At 69.9% G+C, this 18,470-nt stretch carries 16 protein-coding genes, 1 tRNA gene and 1 pseudogene; 12 read left to right on the top strand and 6 right to left on the bottom strand.

Annotation, left to right across the window (positions count from 1 at the left end; all coding sequences use genetic code 11):
* Window positions 1–292: 292 nt before the first annotated feature.
* From FHS34_RS20655 to FHS34_RS20645, 3 genes are all read right to left on the bottom strand, one after another.
* Window positions 293–1,798: a WD40/YVTN/BNR-like repeat-containing protein gene (locus FHS34_RS20655; protein ID WP_225817461.1), complete on the bottom strand. Its 1,506-nt coding sequence runs from the start codon at window positions 1,796–1,798 to the stop codon at window positions 293–295.
* A 149-nt stretch (window positions 1,799–1,947) separates the two neighbouring features.
* Window positions 1,948–2,118 (bottom strand): hypothetical protein, encoded by a 171-nt coding sequence (locus FHS34_RS20650; RefSeq protein ID WP_184967547.1) that lies wholly within the window; start codon window positions 2,116–2,118, stop codon window positions 1,948–1,950.
* Window positions 2,119–2,455: 337 nt separating this feature from the next.
* A tRNA-Gly gene (locus tag FHS34_RS20645) sits at window positions 2,456–2,529 on the bottom strand.
* Between the two features lie 246 nt (window positions 2,530–2,775).
* Here FHS34_RS20645 and FHS34_RS20640 point away from each other — a divergent pair.
* The 3 genes from FHS34_RS20640 to FHS34_RS20630 all read left to right on the top strand — a co-directional run bounded on the left by FHS34_RS20640 (window position 2,776) and on the right by FHS34_RS20630 (window position 4,162).
* Complete coding sequence (locus FHS34_RS20640; RefSeq protein ID WP_184968143.1) at window positions 2,776–2,946, top strand: hypothetical protein; 171 nt, start codon at window positions 2,776–2,778, stop codon at window positions 2,944–2,946.
* A gap of 123 nt (window positions 2,947–3,069) precedes the next feature.
* Window positions 3,070–3,645, top strand: a complete 576-nt coding sequence (gene dcd, locus FHS34_RS20635) for a dCTP deaminase (protein ID WP_184967545.1) — start codon at window positions 3,070–3,072, stop codon at window positions 3,643–3,645.
* A 13-nt stretch (window positions 3,646–3,658) separates the two neighbouring features.
* Window positions 3,659–4,162 (top strand): phosphoribosyltransferase, encoded by a 504-nt coding sequence (locus FHS34_RS20630; RefSeq protein ID WP_184967543.1) that lies wholly within the window; start codon window positions 3,659–3,661, stop codon window positions 4,160–4,162.
* Window positions 4,163–4,246: 84 nt separating this feature from the next.
* Here FHS34_RS20630 and FHS34_RS20625 read toward each other — a convergent pair whose 3' ends face one another.
* Entirely contained in the window at window positions 4,247–5,287 is a 1,041-nt protein-coding gene (locus FHS34_RS20625) for a Yip1 family protein (RefSeq protein WP_184967541.1), read from the bottom strand.
* 261 nt (window positions 5,288–5,548) lie between these two features.
* Here FHS34_RS20625 and FHS34_RS20620 point away from each other — a divergent pair, with 261 nt between their 5' ends.
* Entirely contained in the window at window positions 5,549–6,583 is a 1,035-nt protein-coding gene (locus tag FHS34_RS20620) for a hypothetical protein (RefSeq protein ID WP_184967539.1), read from the top strand.
* Window positions 6,584–6,615: 32 nt separating this feature from the next.
* Entirely contained in the window at window positions 6,616–6,933 is a 318-nt protein-coding gene (locus FHS34_RS20615; RefSeq protein ID WP_184967537.1) for an antibiotic biosynthesis monooxygenase family protein, read from the top strand.
* A gap of 223 nt (window positions 6,934–7,156) precedes the next feature.
* Here the strand turns inward: FHS34_RS20615 and FHS34_RS20610 are convergent, their stop codons facing one another.
* Complete coding sequence (locus FHS34_RS20610) at window positions 7,157–9,424, bottom strand: (Fe-S)-binding protein (protein WP_184967535.1); 2,268 nt, start codon at window positions 9,422–9,424, stop codon at window positions 7,157–7,159.
* 200 nt (window positions 9,425–9,624) lie between these two features.
* Between FHS34_RS20610 and FHS34_RS20605 the strand changes: the two genes are divergently transcribed.
* The 7 genes from FHS34_RS20605 (at window position 9,625) to FHS34_RS20575 (ending at window position 17,820) form a co-directional block, all read left to right on the top strand.
* On the top strand, window positions 9,625–10,650 hold the full coding sequence (locus tag FHS34_RS20605; RefSeq protein WP_184967533.1) for an MraY family glycosyltransferase: 1,026 nt from the start codon (window positions 9,625–9,627) through the stop codon (window positions 10,648–10,650).
* Window positions 10,651–10,744: 94 nt separating this feature from the next.
* Window positions 10,745–12,592: a molecular chaperone DnaK gene (dnaK, locus tag FHS34_RS20600; protein ID WP_184967531.1), complete on the top strand. Its 1,848-nt coding sequence runs from the start codon at window positions 10,745–10,747 to the stop codon at window positions 12,590–12,592.
* Complete coding sequence (gene grpE / locus FHS34_RS20595; protein ID WP_184967530.1) at window positions 12,589–13,242, top strand: nucleotide exchange factor GrpE; 654 nt, start codon at window positions 12,589–12,591, stop codon at window positions 13,240–13,242. Before dnaK ends, grpE begins: the two co-directional genes overlap by 4 nt.
* Window positions 13,243–13,275: 33 nt before the next feature.
* On the top strand, window positions 13,276–14,448 hold the full coding sequence (gene dnaJ, locus FHS34_RS20590; RefSeq protein WP_184967528.1) for a molecular chaperone DnaJ: 1,173 nt from the start codon (window positions 13,276–13,278) through the stop codon (window positions 14,446–14,448).
* A gap of 4 nt (window positions 14,449–14,452) precedes the next feature.
* Window positions 14,453–14,920 (top strand): heat shock protein transcriptional repressor HspR, encoded by a 468-nt coding sequence (locus tag FHS34_RS20585; protein ID WP_184967527.1) that lies wholly within the window; start codon window positions 14,453–14,455, stop codon window positions 14,918–14,920.
* A 455-nt stretch (window positions 14,921–15,375) separates the two neighbouring features.
* On the top strand, window positions 15,376–16,482 hold the full coding sequence (locus FHS34_RS20580) for a sugar ABC transporter substrate-binding protein (protein WP_184967525.1): 1,107 nt from the start codon (window positions 15,376–15,378) through the stop codon (window positions 16,480–16,482).
* 294 nt (window positions 16,483–16,776) lie between these two features.
* Window positions 16,777–17,820, top strand: a complete 1,044-nt coding sequence (locus tag FHS34_RS20575; protein WP_184967523.1) for a helix-turn-helix transcriptional regulator — start codon at window positions 16,777–16,779, stop codon at window positions 17,818–17,820.
* On the opposite strand, the pseudogene FHS34_RS20570 reads toward FHS34_RS20575, so the two are convergent.
* Window positions 17,783–18,454, bottom strand: a pseudogene (locus FHS34_RS20570) (helix-turn-helix transcriptional regulator); the annotation flags it as partial. The gene FHS34_RS20575 and the pseudogene FHS34_RS20570 sit on opposite strands and share 38 nt — an antisense overlap.
* Window positions 18,455–18,470 lie beyond the last annotated feature (16 nt).

Genomic DNA, 18,470 nt, shown 5'->3' with positions numbered 1-18,470 from the left:
GTGGCCGCCGGCGCGGGACGCCACCGATGACGTGGGTGGGCCGGGGACATGTCTGTGCTCTCGTTCCAGGGACATGCCTGTGCTCTCTTTCAGCCGTTGCATCTGACCGGACCACTTGGCCGGACAACACTGAGTGGTCCGAGAGGCCGAAAAGGTTGCCGCGAAGAGCCACAGAATCTTCTTCGTCACTGGTGCGCGTGCTGAGCGACCTTCTGAGTGCGCGCGGTAGCAGGCGGACCCGGAAGCGGGGCCGCAGGCCGTTGTGGCTGCGGCCCCGCTCGGGTGATTGAGGTCAGGACAGGTCGCCGTACTGGAGGCTGCGTCCGTTGGTGCCGATGTAGAGGCGGCCGTAGGTGTCGGGGTCGCCGGTGATGATGCCGAGGCTGCCGATGGCGCCCCACTGGTGGGCGTCGTCGTTGACGCGGAGCCAGGTGGCGCCCTTGTCGGTGGAGCGGAAGACTCCGGTGACGTCGTTGACGGTGCCGATCGGGTACAGGGCCTGGTAGTTGGCGCCGGGTGCGGCCTTGCCGAAGCCGAGGGCGGAGGCGGACTTCACCGTGGTGAGTGTGGTGAAGGTGCGGCCGCCGTCGGTGGAGTGCAGCAGCCCGTTGCCGCCGCCGGCGATCCACAGGTCCCCCGCGATGCCGGGGACGGCGGTGAGCCTGCCGGAGGGCAGGCTGGTGGCGCGGGGGGTGAAGGTCGCGCCGCCGTCGGTGCTGGCGTGGAGCGTGCCGTTGGTCAGTGCGTAGAAGGTGTTGGCCGAGGAGCGGTCGGCGACGACGACGGCGTCGGTGCCCAGGCCGCTGACCTTCGACCAGCTCGCTCCCTTGTCGGTCGAGCGGTAGGGGGCCTGGCCTGCTTCGGCCCAGACGATGGTGAAGCCGTCCGCGGCGAGGGCGACATGGCCGCTGTTCGCGCTGGGGACCGGTTCTGCGGTGAAGCCGTTCCAGGTGCTGCCGCCGTCGGTGGAGTAGGCGCCGTCCTGCGCGCCGCCAGTGCCGACGCGGACCATCACCGCGGGGGCCGACTGGGCGAAGTCGATGTCGGTGCTGCTGCTCATCAGCGGGTTCTTCAGCCGTCCGGCGGGCACCTCGGTCAGGGAGTCGTGGCGGAAGCCGCCCTGGTCGCCCATGGAGGTGATGACGGTGGCGCCGCCGGGAGGGGCGATCGCGTCCGCCAGCGAGGTCTCCTCCAGCCCGCGGGCCCCGGCGGTCCAGTGGCTGGTGCCGCCGCTGTCGGAGGCATTGGCGTCCTTGCTGCGCCAGATGCCGTTGCCGGTGCCGTACAGCACGTGCCCGGAGTCGAAGGGATCGATGGCCGGCGCGGTCATCCAGTGACCGATGCCGGTACCGATGTAAGGAGCGGCGGAGGCGTCGCGCTGCGACTTGTCGGCCAGTGCCTTCCAGGTCGTGCCGCCGTCGGTGGTCCGGTAGACCTCGTCCTGGGGCCACCAGCGGTCGAGGGTGGTGACCATCACCGTGGACGGCTTCTGCGGGTCGACGGCCAGACCGGAGAACCCGTAACTGCCCTGGGAGGGGGAGATGTTCTTCCACGCGCCGCCGGACGGCGTGTACTTCCACACCGAGCCCGCCGTCGCGTCGTTGGGGCCGATGTCGTTGCTGTACGACAGGTACAGCGAACCGTCACCGGAGACCACGCCGTGCTGCGGCATCTGGCCGGTGGGCTGCCCGGAGACGGCCTGCCAGCTGCTGCCGCCGTCGGTGGAGCGGTACAGGGAGGTGGACCTGTCGTTGACGCCGGCGTAGACCGTGTTGCTGCCGGCCGGGCCGTACGTCACGAAGGAGATGCCCGCGCCGCTGCTCGCCCCGTCCTTGACGGGGAACGAGGAGACCTGACTCCATGGCGCGCCGTAGTCGGTGCTGCGCCTGCATGCCGTTCACCAGAAGAGGAGTGAATCCAGGCACGGGGGATGACCGGATCCGACGCCTAGTGGTCACAGACTCCGCACAGGGTTGCCGCGAGCCGGGAACTTTTTCGGTTCACCTCGTGGTGCGGTAGGCGTTGATCAGCGTCCAGGGTGGCGTTGGTGCCCTTGGCGTCGATGGCCTTGGCCCGGAAGGACACCGAGCCTGGCGTCCCGGGCTGGTCCAGCGTCACGGACCGCTTGGCGTCCTCAGGATCCGGGTTCGTCTCGCCGAATGGGAGCGGATGAACGGGAGACACGTCCAGTGCGACAAAAGAGCGAGGCAGGAACGCGGACTGTGATTCTTCCCGCGGTCCTCCGCCGGGAGCTCCGCTGGCACCTGGAGTCGTACGCCGAGCCTGGCCTTGACGGGTTGCGAAGCACCACAAGCAGCAGAGTGACAACCCTGCGCACCACGAGGAGCACCCCACCGGCAGCTGATCAAGTCCTTATGGTGCGGTTGTGGTGCGCGACCTGTTCATCGGTCTAGACAACAAAGAACCCCCGGGCTTCTGGCCTGGGGGTTTGTCATGGAGCGGGTGACGAGAATCGAACTCGCGCTCTCAGCTTGGGAAGCTGATGTTCTACCATTAAACTACACCCGCGTATGTACGGACATGGTCCCGATGGATCCCTTGTCCGGACGCTCGCTCACTTTACATCATCGCGGTCCCCCGGTGCTCGAACCCGGCAGGTTTGAGTCTGTCTCAGGGTGGGATCCGGCTGCGGGCGGCCCGAGTTGGGGCGTACCGTTGGGGCCGGAGTGCCGCCTGGAGAGTCGTCCCATTGATCCCGTAATGTGGCTTTTGGCGTCCGGGCAGAACGCCGGACGCGGCTCTTGGGGAAGGGACTTGAGGGACTTGATGGAACGCACCGTCGTCCGCTGCGCGGACGGGCACGTCTTCAGCACCGCGTCGTTCCCGATGCAGAAGGCCGACCGGCTCGGCCCCGGCCGGCTCGTGCGGTGTCCGCGATGCGCCCGGCTCCGCAGTGCGGTGCCCGTGGTCATGGAGAAGCGGTGAGCCGGACCGGGAGGAAGCGGCGAACCGGAAGGTCAGAGCACCGGCTGTAGTCGGGTTGTGACAGCGGGCGCGCGGAGCCGTCGTGATTGCCATGGCTCCGCGTGCCTTGCGTATCCTCGCTACGTGCTTCTCTCAGACAAGGACATCCGGGCCGAGATCGACGCCGGGCGGGTGCGGATCGATCCCTACGACGAATCCATGGTGCAGCCGTCGAGCATCGATGTACGGCTGGACCGGTATTTCCGGGTGTTCGAGAATCACCGGTACCCCCACATCGATCCCTCCGTCGAGCAGGCCGATCTGACCCGGCTGGTCGAACCCGAGGGCGATGAGCCGTTCATCCTGCACCCCGGGGAGTTCGTGCTGGCCTCCACCTACGAGGTCATCACGCTGCCCGACGACCTCGCCTCGCGGCTCGAGGGGAAGAGCTCGCTCGGCCGGCTCGGGCTGGTCACACACTCCACCGCCGGGTTCATCGACCCCGGCTTCAGCGGGCACGTCACCCTGGAGCTGTCCAACCTCGCGACGCTCCCCATCAAGCTGTGGCCCGGGATGAAGATCGGTCAGCTGTGCATGTTCCGGCTGTCCTCGCCCACCGAGCACCCCTACGGCAGCGAGCGGTACGGCTCCCGGTACCAGGGGCAGCGCGGGCCGACCGCCTCGCGGTCCTATCTCAATTTCCATCGGACCCAGGTGTGAGGGCTACGACGACATGAGCGACGCCGACGTGCGGGAGAACCTGACCTACGAGCGGTTCGGGACCGCCATCCGCGAGCTGGCGCAGACCATCGCCGACGACGGGTACGAGCCCGACATCGTGCTGAGCATCGCGCGCGGCGGGGTGTTCGTCGCGGGCGGGCTCGCCTACGCCCTCGACTGCAAGAACATCCACCTGGTGAACGTCGAGTTCTACACGGGTGTGGGCACCACCCTGGAAATGCCGGTCATGCTCGCGCCCGTGCCGAACGTGATCGACTTCTCCGACAAGAAGGTGCTGATCACCGACGACGTCGCGGACACCGGCAAGACCCTGAAGCTGGTCCGCGACTTCTGCCTGGACACCGTCGCCGAGGTGCGCTCCGCGGTGATCTACGAAAAGTCGCACTCCCTCGTGAAGTGCGAGTACGTGTGGAAGCGCACCGACGAATGGATCAACTTCCCGTGGAGCGTCGAGCCGCCCGTGGTGAAGCGTGAGGGCCAGGTCCTCGACGCCTAGCGGGCCGCCTCGCCTCCCGCGACGCACAGCAAGGGCCCTCGGCATGCCGCCGAGGGCCCTGTCGTCTCCGGTGACCGGTGACCGCTAGAACGTGCCCAGCTTCACTATGGAGAGCAGCGCGATCAGCTGGATCGCCGACGCGCCCAGCGCCTTCGGCCAGGGCAGGTCGTGGGAGCGGGAGACCATCAGGGTCAGCAGGGCGCCCGCGCCGATCCAGGTGGCCCAGCCGAGGACCTGGACGAAGCCGGCGTCGCCGCCGAAGAACATGGCGAAGACCAGCCGGGGCGTGTCCGTGAGGGCCGCGATCAGCATGGACAGGCCCACCGTGGGCTGCCAGGCGCCGTCACCGCCCAGCTGGCGGGCCAGGGTGTGGGTGACCACGCCCAGGACGAACAGGCCCACCACCATCGCGACGGCCGCCAGCAGCACCATCGGCACCGTGGTGGAGAACGAGGAGTCGATCGCGTCCTTGCGGGCGTCGTCGAAGCCGAAGACGGCCAGCAGGCCGTACAGGAAGGTCACGACGACCGCGGGGACCCACATCGTGTAGTCCCGCATGCGCAGGAACGTCTGGTCCGGGGAGAAGACGATCCCCTTCAGCAGTTCCTTCCAGTGCAGGGGCGGCCCGACCGGGCCGGCGGGCGCGGCGGCCGAGCCGGCGTGGTAGGTCGAGCCCTGGGTGTAGCCGGCGGCCTCGTCGACCGAGAACGCCTGGGTGTGGCCAGGGTTGTTGGCCGCGTACGGGTCGTGCGGGACGTTCCCGGGGTGCGGGTAGCCGCCGTCGCCGAAGTACTCCGGACCGTCGTCGGCCGGTCCCGGGTAGCCGTACTGCTGCCCCTGCTGCGGGTACGGCGGCTGGGGCGCCGACGGGTAGCCCTGCGAGGGGCCCGACGGGCCCGGCCGTCCGTACGACGGCTGTCCGTGCGACGGGCCTCCGGGCTGAGCGGGGCCGTGCCCGCGCCCGTACGACGGTCCCTGGGGAGCCTGCTGTCCTTGGGGGGTGCGGTTGTCCCGGCCCCCGCGTCCGATCCTGAATCCAGCCACGTCATCGAACGTACCTGGTCCCGGTGACCGACGTGCCGGGCCCTGCGGTCCGGGCCCGCCTTTGCGGCCGACCTGTGACATCCCCTAAGGGGCCGTCAGGCGCGGCACCCGGGGATCCTCCGGGGTCGCTCAGGGTTCCCCCGGCGTTCGGGGAAGCGGCGGAGACCGTGGCGGTCGGCACGGCGGAGGCGGCGCGGGTCCGTCGCGGGGGGTGATCTCCCTTCCGGTGCCGCGCAGATGCTTGAACGCGCGTTCGGTGAGGGTGTGGGATCGCTGTGGCCGCCGGGGCACGGGAGTCATGCGGTCCCGGCGGGGCCGGTCGTGCGCTGGAGGGGGGAACGGATGGCGTCCGTGCTGGTGTGGCTCGTGCGGCTGTGCGGGCTCGTGGGGTGGGCCGCGGGGGTGGTCGCGTGCGTGTGGCTGCTGGGGGTGGCGCCGATGTCGCACCCCTGGAACGGGCCGCTGGTGTGGGGCGGGGTGGCCGCCGGGTGCGCCGCGGTGCGCGTGGTGGCGCTGTGGTCGCTGCGGCTGGTGGGGGAGGACGGGCCGCCGGGCCCCGGCGGCGCCTCCCCCGGCAGCGGGGTCTCCCTGGAGAAGGGCGCGCGGAAGCCCGGGGCGGGGAAGCCCGTAGTGGGGAAGCCCGGGGCGCGGAAGCCCGGCGCACCCTGGCCCTGGACCGACGACTCCGCGCTGTGGATCAAGGGCCGTACGGTCGCCGTCTGGCTGCTGGTGGGCCTCGCCGCCGGCGCGATGTTCGGCTGCCTGATGAGCATGCCGTCCAACGACCGGATCGAGCGGTTGCGGGACGCGGGCGCCGAGGTGGGCCCGGCCCGTGTGGTGGGCGAGCCGCTGCGGGTACGGCCCGAGCGGGACGACGAGGACCGGGTGAAGGGCTATGCGTCCCGGCTGACCCTCGCCGTGGCCGGCGGCCGCGCACGCGTCCTGGTGAAGGGCGCCTACACCTACGACAGGCCCCGTGCGGGCACGCCGGTCCAGGTGCTGTGGTCCAGGTCGCGTCCCGAACTCGGCGGATACGTCAACGAGTCCAGGGACCTGCCCGCCCTGGCCGCCGGCCGCTGGAAGCCGTTCCCGGACGACGACCAGGGGCGGGCGGCGCTGTTCGCCTTCGTTCTCGTCACGGTGGTCTTCGGCCTCGTCATGGCGGCCGTGTTCTCCCTGGCGCCCGACCCGGACGCCCTGCAGGACCGGGCCTGGTCGGCGTGGGCGCAGACGGTCCGCGGCCTGTTCGTCGCCGGGTTGTACCTGGCCTGGCGCCCGATCCTGCTCGGGCAGGAGGCGAACCTGGTGTCCCTCCTGTTCGCCGGGGGCGGCTTCGTCCTCATCCTGTTGGTGTACGCGTTCACGACCGGCTTCTGAGAACGGCGGGGGGCATGGTCCAGGATGGGGCCATGAGCGTAGTGAAGATCAACGTGCTGACCGTGCCCGCCGAGCAGCGGGAGGTCCTGGAGCAGCGGTTCGCCTCGCGGGCCCACGCGGTGGAGAACTCCGACGGCTTCGAGTGGTTCGAGCTGCTGCGGCCCGTCGAGGGCACCGACCAGTACCTCGTGTACACCCGCTGGCGTGACGAGGAGTCCTTCCAGGCGTGGATGGAGGGCCCGATGAAGTCCGCGCACCAGGGCGGCGGCGACCGCCCCAAGCCGGCCGCCTCCGGCTCCACCCTCTGGTCCTTCGAGGTGGTCCAGCAGGCGTCCCCGAAGTCCTCGTAGCCGTCCGTTCCGCAGGTGATCGGCAGAGGAGTTCCACGCCGCAGGTCCGGGCAGTCGCTCTGACCTGCGGTTGAGGGGTGGGGCCCGCGTCCGCGGTGGAACGGACCTGCCAATCGTTCCCCGGCCCGGGCCCCGGCCCCGGCCCCGGCCCGGCGCCCCGGGGAACGACGCCGCCCCCTGCCTGTGCGGGTCAGGGGGCGGCGTCGGGTCTTTCAGCGGGCGGTCACTTCACCGGTTCCGGTTCCGGCTCGTTCTCGGTCTCGGGCTCGTCCGCCGGGTCGACCGGCGTCCTGACCGAGTCCAGCAGGAGCTGGGCGACGTCCACGACCTGGATGGACTCCTTGGCCTTGCCGTCGTTCTTCTTGCCGTTGACCGAGTCGGTCAGCATGACGAGGCAGAACGGGCAGGCGGTGGAGACGATGTCCGGGTTGAGGGAGAGGGCCTCGTCGACGCGCTCGTTGTTGATGCGCTTGCCGATCCGCTCTTCCATCCACATCCGGGCGCCGCCGGCGCCGCAGCAGAAGCCGCGCTCCTTGTGGCGGTGCATCTCCTCGTTGCGCAGGCCCGGGACCTTGCCGATGATCTCGCGCGGGGGCGTGTAGATCTTGTTGTGGCGGCCCAGGTAGCACGGGTCGTGGTAGGTGATGATGCCCTCGACCGGGGTCACCGGGATCAGCTTGCCCTCGTCCACCAGGTGCTGCAGCAGCTGGGTGTGGTGGATGACCTCGTAGTCGCCGCCGAGCTGCGGGTACTCGTTGCCGAGGGTGTTGAGGCAGTGCGGGCAGGTCGCGACGATCTTCTTCGCCGACTTCGGCTTCCTGGTCGACTCGTCCTCGTCATCCTCGCCGAAGGCCATGTTCAGCGCGGCGACGTTCTCCATGCCGAGCTCCTGGAACAGGGGCTCGTTGCCGAGGCGGCGGGCGGAGTCACCGGTGCACTTCTCGTCGCCGCCCATGATCGCGAACTTGACGCCCGCGATGTGGAGGAGTTCCGCGAAGGCCTTGGTGGTCTTCTTGGCGCGGTCCTCCAGGGCGCCGGCGCAGCCGACCCAGTAGAGGTACTCGACCTCGGTGAGGTCCTCGATGTCCTTGCCGACGACCGGGACCTCGAAGTCGACCTCCTTGGTCCACTCCAGGCGCTGCTTCTTCGCCAGGCCCCAGGGGTTGCCCTTCTTCTCCAGGTTCTTGAGCATCGTGCCCGCCTCGGACGGGAACGCGGACTCGATCATCACCTGGTAGCGGCGCATGTCGACGATGTGGTCGACGTGCTCGATGTCCACCGGGCACTGCTCGACACAGGCGCCGCAGGTGGTGCAGGACCACAGGACGTCGGGGTCGATGACGCCGTTCTCCTCGGCGGTGCCGATCAGGGGGCGCTCGGCCTCGGCGAGGGCGGCGGCGGGCACGCCGGCCAGCTGCTCCTCGCCCGCCTTCTCCTCGCCCTCCACGGTCTTGCCGCCACCCGCGAGCAGGTAAGGGGCCTTGGCGTGGGCGTTGTCGCGCAGCGACATGATCAGCAGCTTCGGCGACAGCGGCTTGCCGGTGTTCCAGGCGGGGCACTGCGACTGGCAGCGGCCGCACTCGGTGCAGGTGGAGAAGTCCAGCAGGCCCTTCCAGGAGAACTGCTCGACCTGGGAGACGCCGAAGACGTCGTCGTCACCGGGGTCGGTGAAGTCGATCGGCTTGCCACCGCTCGTCATCGGCAGCAGGGCGCCCAGGGAGGTCTCACCGGTGGCGTTGCGCTTGAACCAGATGTTCGGGAACGCCAGGAAGCGGTGCCAGGCCACACCCATGTCGGTCTTCAGGGCGACCGTGATCATCCAGATGAAGGAGGTCGCGATCTTCAGGCCGGCGAAGAAGTAGGTGAGGTTCTGGAGCGTGGAGACGTCCATGTCCCGCAGCCAGGCGACGACCGGGTACGAGATGAAGAACGAGGCCTCGTAGCTGTCCACGTGGTGCTGGGCGCCTTCGAGGGCGTGCAGCATGAAGATGCAGACGCCGACGATGAGGATGACGGCCTCGACGAAGTACGCCTGGCCGAAGTTGGAGCCGGCGAAGCGGGACTTGCGGCCCGGCTTGTTCGGCTTGCTCAGCTGGCGGATGACGATCAGGACGAGGATGCCGAGGGCCGTCATCGTGCCGAGGAACTCGACGAAGACGTTGTACGGCGCCCAGTCGCCGATGACCGGCAGGAGCCAGTCCGCCTGGAACAGCTGCCCGATGGCGTTGACGATCGTCAGCAGCAGGGAGAAGAAGCCCACCGCCACGAACCAGTGCGCCACGCCGACGACGCCCCAGCGGTTCATCCGGGTGTGGCCGAGGAACTCCTTGGCCACGGTGATGGTGCGCTGCGTGGGATCGTCGGTCCGGGTACCGGCCGGCACGGGCTGGCCCAGCCGCATGAAGTTGTAGATCTGCAGGAGGGCGCGGCCGAACAGTGCCACGCCGACCACGATCAGGACCAGCGACACGATGATCGCGGCGAGTTGCATTGGGGCTCCTGAGGCGGCCTCGGTCTGAACGAGCTGTCTGAGCTGATCGACATTACTAAGCGGTAACTTATGCAGTCCGTCTGAGACTACCCCCATCTTCCGTCCGGATGCAGCCGAGCGCGGGGTGATATGGGTCGCCGCCAGGCAATCAGATCGTGTTATTCATACCGAATTGCTACATTCGCCCCTACCTTAGAGCCGTGCTCTACGGGATCGCCGCCGCCACCGCCGCCCTCCTCCTCGCCGCCGTGCTCGCGGCGGCGTTCCGGGCGCCCGCCCTGCGGGCCGGGATCCTCGACCGCCGCCGGCAGCGGCCCCTGCCGCTCCTCGGCGGGCTGGCCGTCGTGGCCGTCACGTGCCTGGTCGCCGGGGTGGGCGAGTGGACCCGGGTCGCCCCGCTCGGTCAGGGCGTCGGTGATCTGCTGGCGGCCGCCGCCGCGGTCGCCGGCCTCGGCCTGGTGGCCGACCTGTGGCGGCTGCGCACCCGGGTGCTCGTCGCCGGTACGGTCGCGGCGGCCGCCTGGGTGGTGCCGTACGACGAGACGGGCCTGCTGGGCGGGGTGCTCGCGGTCGGCTGGATCGCCCTCGCCTCCCTCGCCTTCAAGGGGCTCGACCATGCCGACGGGCTGGCCGGCACGGTCGGGGTGGTCACCGCCTTCGGTGTGGGCGCCTGTGCGGCCGCGGAGGTGATGGACGGACTGGCCGTGCTGCTCAGTGTGGTCGCCGCCGCCCTCACCGGATTCCTGATGCACAACTGGCATCCGGCCCGGATCGGTCTCGGCGCGTGCGGCTCGCTGTTCACCGGGTTCGTGCTGTCCTCGGCCGTCGTCTTCACGCGCGCGGGGTACGAGCTGGGGCCGAGCGTGGCGGTGGTGTTCTGCCTCAGTGCCGTCGCCGTCGCCGACGCCCTGCTGGTGGTCCTCGCCCGCGGGGTGGCCCGGCGCCCGCTGCTCAGGCGCGGCCCGGACCACCTCGGGCACCGGCTGCGGCGGCTGGGGCTCGCTCCCCAGGCGTCGGCCGTGCTGCTGGGGGCGGCCTCCTTCTCCTCGGTCCTCGTGGGGGTACTGGTGCACGCGGGGTGGACCGGAGGCGGCGCCGCGCTCTGGGTGGCGGGCGCGGTCGGCCTCGTCGTGCTGGTCCTCGTACTCCTTCGGAATCCTGTCCAGCAGCCCCGGCCTACGACGTCCACGCAGGTCAGCGGGCACTTGCGCGTAAGGAACGGATAAGAGTTGAGCCCGCATGACTCAGGTCTGTTGACCCCGCGCATCTCCTCATGCACACTTGAGCCTGTTCCACTCAAGTCAGCTGGAGGAATCAACCATGGCACGTGCGGTCGGCATCGACCTGGGCACGACTAACTCCGTCGTCAGCGTTCTGGAGGGCGGCGAGCCCACCGTCATCACCAACGCCGAGGGCGCCAGGACCACGCCGTCCGTCGTCGCCTTCGCCAAGAACGGTGAGGTGCTCGTCGGCGAGGTCGCCAAGCGCCAGGCGGTCACGAACGTGGACCGGACCATCCGCTCGGTCAAGCGCCACATGGGCACCGACTGGAAGATCGAGCTGGACGGGAAGCCCTTCAACCCGCAGCAGATCTCCGCGTTCATCCTGCAGAAGCTGAAGCGGGACGCCGAGGCGTACCTGGGCGAGAAGGTGACCGACGCGGTCATCACCGTCCCGGCCTACTTCAACGACTCCGAGCGCCAGGCGACCAAGGAGGCCGGTGAGATCGCCGGTCTGAACGTCCTGCGCATCGTCAACGAGCCCACCGCCGCCGCGCTGGCGTACGGCCTCGACAAGGACGACCAGACGATCCTCGTCTTCGACCTCGGTGGCGGCACCTTCGACGTCTCGCTGCTGGAGATCGGCGACGGCGTCGTCGAGGTGAAGGCCACCAACGGCGACAACCACCTCGGTGGTGACGACTGGGACCAGCGCGTCGTCGACTACCTGGTCAAGCAGTTCCAGTCCGGTCACGGCGTGGACCTGTCCAAGGACAAGATGGCCCTCCAGCGCCTCCGTGAGGCCGCCGAGAAGGCCAAGATCGAGCTGTCCTCCTCCACCGAGACCTCGATCAACCTGCCCTACATCACGGCGTCCGCCGAGGGCCCGCTGCACCTGGACGAGAAGCTCACCCGCGCCCAGTTCCAGCAGCTGACGGCCGACCTGCTGGAGCGCTGCAAGACGCCGTTCCACAACGTCATCAAGGACGCCGGCATCCAGCTCGGCGAGATCGACCACGTCGTCCTCGTCGGCGGCTCCACCCGCATGCCCGCCGTCGCCGAGCTCGTCAAGGAGCTGACCGGCGGCAACGAGGCCAACAAGGGCGTGAACCCGGACGAGGTCGTCGCCATCGGCGCCGCCCTCCAGGCCGGTGTCCTCAAGGGTGAGGTCAAGGACGTCCTGCTGCTCGACGTCACCCCGCTGTCCCTCGGTATCGAGACCAAGGGCGGCATCATGACCAAGCTGATCGAGCGCAACACCACGATCCCGACCAAGCGGTCCGAGATCTTCACGACGGCCGAGGACAACCAGCCGTCCGTGCAGATCCAGGTCTACCAGGGCGAGCGCGAGATCGCGGCGTACAACAAGAAGCTCGGCATGTTCGAGCTGACCGGTCTGCCGCCGGCGCCGCGTGGCGTCCCGCAGATCGAGGTCGCCTTCGACATCGACGCCAACGGCATCATGCACGTGACCGCCAAGGACCTGGGCACGGGCAAGGAGCAGAAGATGACCGTCACCGGCGGCTCCTCGCTGCCGAAGGACGAGGTCGACCGGATGCGCCAGGAGGCCGAGAAGTACGCGGAGGAGGACCACGCCCGCCGCGAGGCCGCCGAGACCCGCAACCAGGGCGAGCAGCTGGTCTACCAGACCGAGAAGTTCCTCAAGGACAACGAGGACAAGGTCCCCGGCGAGGTCAAGACCGAGGTCGAGGCCGCGGTCGGCGAGCTGAAGGAAGCCCTCAAGGGCGAGGACACCGCCGAGATCCGCACCGCCACCGAGAAGGTCGCGGCCGTCTCGCAGAAGCTGGGCCAGGCCATGTACGCCGACGCCCAGGCGGCGCAGGCCGCGGGTGGTGCCGGTGACGCCGGTGCCGGCCAGGCCAAGGCCGACGACGACGTCGTCGACGCCGAGATCGTGGACGACGAGCGCAAGGACGGTGCCGCGTGACGGAGGAGACCCCGGGCTTTGACGAGAAGCCCGACGTCCCCTCCGGCGCCACCTCCGACGACGCCGAGCCGAAGGCCGCCCCCGAGGAGGGGGCGGCCCCGGCCGGGGACGCGACCGAAAACGCCGGTCTGGTCGCCCAGCTGGACCAGGTGCGCACCGCGCTCGGCGAGCGCACCGCGGACCTCCAGCGGCTCCAGGCCGAGTACCAGAACTACCGCCGCCGCGTCGAGCGCGACCGGATCGCGGTCAAGGAGATCGCCATCGCGAATCTCCTGACCGAGCTCCTGCCCGTGCTCGACGACATCGGCCGCGCGCGGGAACACGGCGAACTGGTCGGCGGCTTCAAGTCGGTGGCCGAATCGCTGGAGACCGTCGCGGCCAAGATGGGCCTGCAGCAGTTCGGCAAGGAGGGCGAGCCCTTCGACCCGACCATCCACGAGGCCCTGATGCACAGTTACGCGCCGGACGTCACCGAGACGACCTGCGTGGCGATCCTGCAGCCGGGGTATCGCATCGGCGAGCGCACCATCCGCCCCGCGCGGGTGGCCGTCGCCGAGCCGCAGCCCGGCGCGCAGGCCGTCAAGGCCGAGGGGGCCGACGAGGACTCCGCGGCCGGCGACGAGAAGGACAACGGCCCTGAGGAGGGCTGACGCGGTAACCGAGTGGAAGGAGGGACGTCGGGGATGAGCACCAAGGACTTCATCGAGAAGGACTACTACAAGGTCCTCGGCGTCCCCAAGGACGCCACCGAGGCCGAGATCAAGAAGGCGTACCGGAAGCTCGCCCGCGAGTTCCACCCGGACGCCAACAAGGGCAACGTCAAGGCCGAGGAGCGCTTCAAGGAGATCTCCGAGGCCAATGACATCCTCGGCGACCCCAAGAAGCGCAAGGAGTACGACGAGGCGCGCGCCCTGTTCGGCAACGGCGGCTTCCGCCCCGGACCGGGCGGGGCCGGCGGCTCCTTCAACTTCGACCTGGGCGACCTCTTCGGAGGCGGCGCCCAGGCCGGAAGCGGAGGCTTCGGCGGCGGACTCGGTGACGTCTTCGGGGGCCTGTTCAACCGTGGCGGCGCCGCGGGCACGCGTACCCAGCCCCGGCGCGGCCAGGACATCGAGTCCGAGGTCACGCTGAGCTTCACGGAGGCCATCGAGGGCGCCACGGTGCCCCTGCGGATGTCCTCCCAGGCGCCCTGCAAGGCCTGTTCGGGCACCGGCGACAAGAACGGCACACCGCGCGTGTGCCCGACCTGCGTCGGCACCGGGCAGGTCGCGCGGGGCTCCGGCGGCGGTTTCTCGCTCACCGACCCCTGCCCCGACTGCAAGGGCCGCGGTCTGATCGCCGAGCACCCCTGCATGGAGTGCAAGGGCAGCGGGCGCGCCAAGTCGTCGCGGACCATGCAGGTCCGCATCCCCGCGGGGGTGACCGACGGCCAGCGCATCCGGCTGCGCGGCAAGGGGGCGCCCGGCGAGCGGGGCGGCCCGGCGGGCGACCTGTACGTGGTCGTCCACGTCGGGGAGCACCCGGTGTTCGGCCGCAAGGACGACAACCTCACCGTCACCGTGCCGGTGACGTTCGCCGAGGCGGCCCTCGGCGGCGAGGTGCGGGTGCCGACCCTCGGCGGCCCGGCCGTCACCCTGAAGCTGCCGCCCGGGACTCCGAACGGCCGGACGATGCGGGCGCGGGGCAAGGGCGCGGTCCGCAAGGACGGCACCCGCGGCGATCTGCTGGTCACCGTCGAGGTGCGTGTCCCCGCGGACCTGTCGGGGAAGGCTCGTGACGCGCTGGAGGCGTATCGCGAGGCGACCGCGGGGGAGGACCCGCGTGCGGAGCTGTTCGAGGCCGCGAAGGGAGCTTGAGGGTATGGACGGCCGTCGGCGCGGTGACAATTTTCGTGGGCCGTATGAACTGACCGAGGAGACCCCGGTCTACGTCATCTCGGTGGCGGCCCAGCTCTCCGGACTCCACCCGCAGACGCTGCGCCAGTACGACCGGTTGGGTCTGGTCTCCCCGGACCGCACCGCGGGCCGGGGCCGCCGCTACTCGGCCCGCGACATCGAACTGCTCCGCCAGGTGCAGCAGCTGTCGCAGGACGAGGGCATCAACCTGGCCGGCATCAAGCGGATCATCGAACTGGAGAACCAGGTCGCCGCGCTCCAGTCCCGTCTCGCGGAGATGGAGGCGGCCCTGGACGGCGCGGCGGCGGCGATGCGGCAGCGCGAGGCCGCCGTGCACGCCTCCTACCGGCGCGACCTGGTTCCGTACCAGGAGGTCCAGCAGACCAGCGCGCTGGTGGTGTGGCGGCCGAAGCGGCAGCAGTCCTCGGACTGACGACCGACCCGCACCTCGGCGGAAGGGGCCCGGACTCCGGGCCCCTTCCGCATGCCCGGGGCGCGACGGCCGCCGGGCCGCCACCGGCCGCCGACGACAGCTGTCGCGGTCATGGATCTGGCCGAGTTCGTTCGGTCCTGTGATCGAGTCGAATCGAGGCGGATCGAGTCCGATCGAATGCGAGTGCGGCTCGGGGCCGTCGGTGATCACAGCGCGTGACGGACGGGTGGGTCGCAGGGGTGTTCGCCGACGCGTGAACTCCCTTTGGGTGGACGGCCGGTAAAGGGTCTTTGAAGGTGATTTCGCGCGACCTCCACAGATGCAGCTGTGCGTGGTGTTGCGCACTCGTTAAGTGATTCTTCTTGACGCCGGGTGCGGCCTCCGCGTTGTCTTTTCAGACACCTGGGTCGTATAGCAGCGCCCACGTCCGGAACGCACCTGAAGTGAGCCCCCGAATGCGCCGTATCGCCATATCCGTGGCCGCGTCCACGATGACCCTCTCGCTCGCCGGCTGTGGCGTGCTGAACGTGACGGGGGACGACGCGAGCGCGAGCCCGACCAAGGGCAACGACGTCACGGTGGGCCTGCTGCTGCCGGAGAAGGCGAACTCCCGCTACGACAAGTTCGACTACCCCATCATCAAGGACAAGGTCGCCGAACTCACCAAGAAGCAGGGCAAGGTCGAGTACGCCAACGCCGACGCGAGCGCCGCCCGGCAGTCCGAGCAGATGCAGAACATGATCGACGCCAAGGTCGACGTCATCCTGCTCGACGCGGTGGACTCGCACGCCATCGCCGGCGACGTGAAGAAGGCCAAGGACGCGGGCATCCCGGTCATCGCCTACGACCGTCTCGCCGAGGGCCCGATCGACGCCTACATCTCCTTCGACAACGAGCTCGTCGGCGAGGTGCAGGCCCGCACCCTGCTGGAGGCGCTCGGCTCGGGCGCCGACACCTCCGACAAGATCGTCATGGTGAACGGCTCGCCCACCGACCCGAACGCCAAGCAGTTCAAGCAGGGCGCGCTGTCGGAGCTGTCCGGCAAGGTGACGATCGCGGACTCCTACGACACCAAGGAGTGGAAGCCGGAGATCGCCGAGACCGAGATGGCCGAGGCGATCACCAAGATCGGCAAGAACAACATCGCCGCCGTCTACGCCGCCAACGACGGCATGGCGGGCGGTGTCATCAAGGCCCTCAAGAACGCCGGCGTCACCACGCTGCCCCCGATCACCGGCCAGGACGCCGAACTGGACGCGGTCCAGCGGATCGTGGACGGCGAGCAGTACATGAGCGTCTACAAGTCCTACCCGGACGAGGCCGAGGCCGCCGCGCAGATGGCCGTCACCAAGATCCAGGGCAAGGACATCCAGTTCGACGCCCTCACCCAGGACCGCGTGGACAGCCCCACCCTCAAGGACATCCCGTCCAGGCTGGTCCAGGTGAGCGCGCTGACCAAGCACACCATCAAGGACACGGTCGTCTCCGACGGCATCTACTCGGTCGACGACATCTGCACCGCCAAGTACAAGCCGGCCTGCTCGGCGCTCGGCCTGAAGTAGGCCCCGGCGCCGCGTTCCCGGGGCCCGGTCGGGTGGCCCGGCCGGAGTGGGGGTACCCCGGCCGGGACCGTTCCGGGTGCCGTGGGCGCCCGGGGGAAGCGACACCCACGATGCCGAAGTGACGCCGGCGCCACCACCTTCATCTTGTTGCAATGCGCGGGGCGGACCCTCGTCAAACCCGGGCGCAGCAGGGCGTTCCGGGCGCCCCGGTGTGGGGAGCCGTGTTGCGGACCCGGTCGGCTCCGCGCATAGTTGCGCTGCGGAAGTGGCAGCACACCGGGGGTGGAATGGGCGATGGCCGGGCGCGGGGCGGAGGAGCATCCTCACGGTGCCGACCGGCTGTGCGGGGCCGGGGACCGGGTGTACTCGCGCGCCGTACGCCGGGGCCGGGTGCCGCGCACGGACGCCGAGGCGGTGCCCTGCCTGCTGGAGCTGGCCCTCCTGCACCCGGATCCCGACGACATGGACTGGCTGGTGCCGACCTCCCCGCAGGAGGTCATGACCCGGCTGCTGCGCGGGGTCTACGACGAGGTCAGCGCGAGTCAGCGGCGGGTGGGCTCGGCGGTGGCCGCCTTCGAGTGGTACGCGGGTCTGGGCCGGCAGCTGAACGCCCTGGCCGCACCGGTCGAGGGCAGCGCCATCCGGGTCCTGGACGGGCTCTCCCGCATCCAGGCGGCGATGGACGAGGCGACCGAGGCGTGCACCACCGAGGTGCTCACCGTGCAGCCCGGCGGCATCCGGCGGGAGGCCGAGCTGACCGAGGGGCTGCACCGGGCCCTCGCCCTGCGCGGACGCGGCGTGCGCATGCGCGACCTGTACACCCATGTGGCCCGGCACGGGCAGGGACTGCTCAACTATCTCGAGCTGATGGGTGACACGGTCGAGGCCCGCACCCTGGACGAGGTCATCGACCGGCTCATCCTCTTCGACCGCACGGTCGCCTTCATCCCCGCCAACGCCGACCGCACGATGGCCCTGGAACTGCGCCACCCGGCGCTGGTCGAATACCTGGTGACGGTGTTCGAGCGCCTCTGGCGCCTCGCCATCCCGCTGACGGCCGCCCTGCCCGACACCGGCATCGAGGGCATCTCGCACCGCGAGCAGTCCATCGCCGCGCTGCTCGCCGAGGGCCACCAGGACGCGGTGATCGCCGAGCGGCTGGGCATCAGCGTGCGCACCTGCCGGGCCCATATCGCCCGTCTGTCGGAGACGCTGGGCGCGGCCAGCCGCACCCAACTCGGCGTCCGCATCGCCCAGGTCGGCCTGGACGGCCACCGGCCGTCCCTGCCCGGCGCAGCGCTCACCGGTCCGGATCAAGAACCCCCGACCGTGCGATGACAACCGAGCTGCGCCCGGCTCTCACTGCCGAGCGTGGCGGCCGGCTTGGCGATGTGCAGCCGCGCGGTACGGACGCTCATCCCGAGCCGTTCGGCTATGACGGCGTCGGTGTGGCCCTCGGTGAGCAGGGCGGCGATGGCGCGTTGGCGCGGTGTGACACCGCCCAGCGACGGCGTCTGGACCGCCTTGGGGTACATGGGGGTGGCGAGGTGCCAGAGACGGTCGGAGGTGGTGACGAAGTGGCGCAGCAGCGCCGGCTGGCGTACCTCCAGGGCGAGGGTGCCGTCCGCGTTCGCCGGAAGGAAGGCGATCCTGCCGTCCACGAGGATCAGGCGGTCGGTGACCTGGTCCAGGGTGCGGACCTCGTGGTCGCCGTTCAGCTGCTCCTGGTAGGCGGCTGGATGCACAGCACTTCCTTGCTCGCCTCGGCCATCGCGTCCGTAATGGCCGAGTCGATGCGCTGGTTGCCGTCGAGCAGCCGTAATCCGGGGGTGCCAGCCGCGCTCTCGGTCCGTCGCCCGTCGAGGTGAATGAGCGGCTCGAACATCTCGGTCAGCCGGGTCTCGCCACGGCGTTCCTCGGCGATCCGGCCCTCCGCCGAGCGCAGCAGACGGTGCAGGGCCACGACGGGCGCGGTAATCCGCTCATCG

Origin of the sequence: Streptomyces echinatus (assembly GCF_014203595.1) — a bacterium.
Taxonomy (GTDB): domain Bacteria; phylum Actinomycetota; class Actinomycetes; order Streptomycetales; family Streptomycetaceae; genus Streptomyces; species Streptomyces echinatus.
This window is presented reverse-complemented; position numbering and strand designations above follow the sequence as displayed.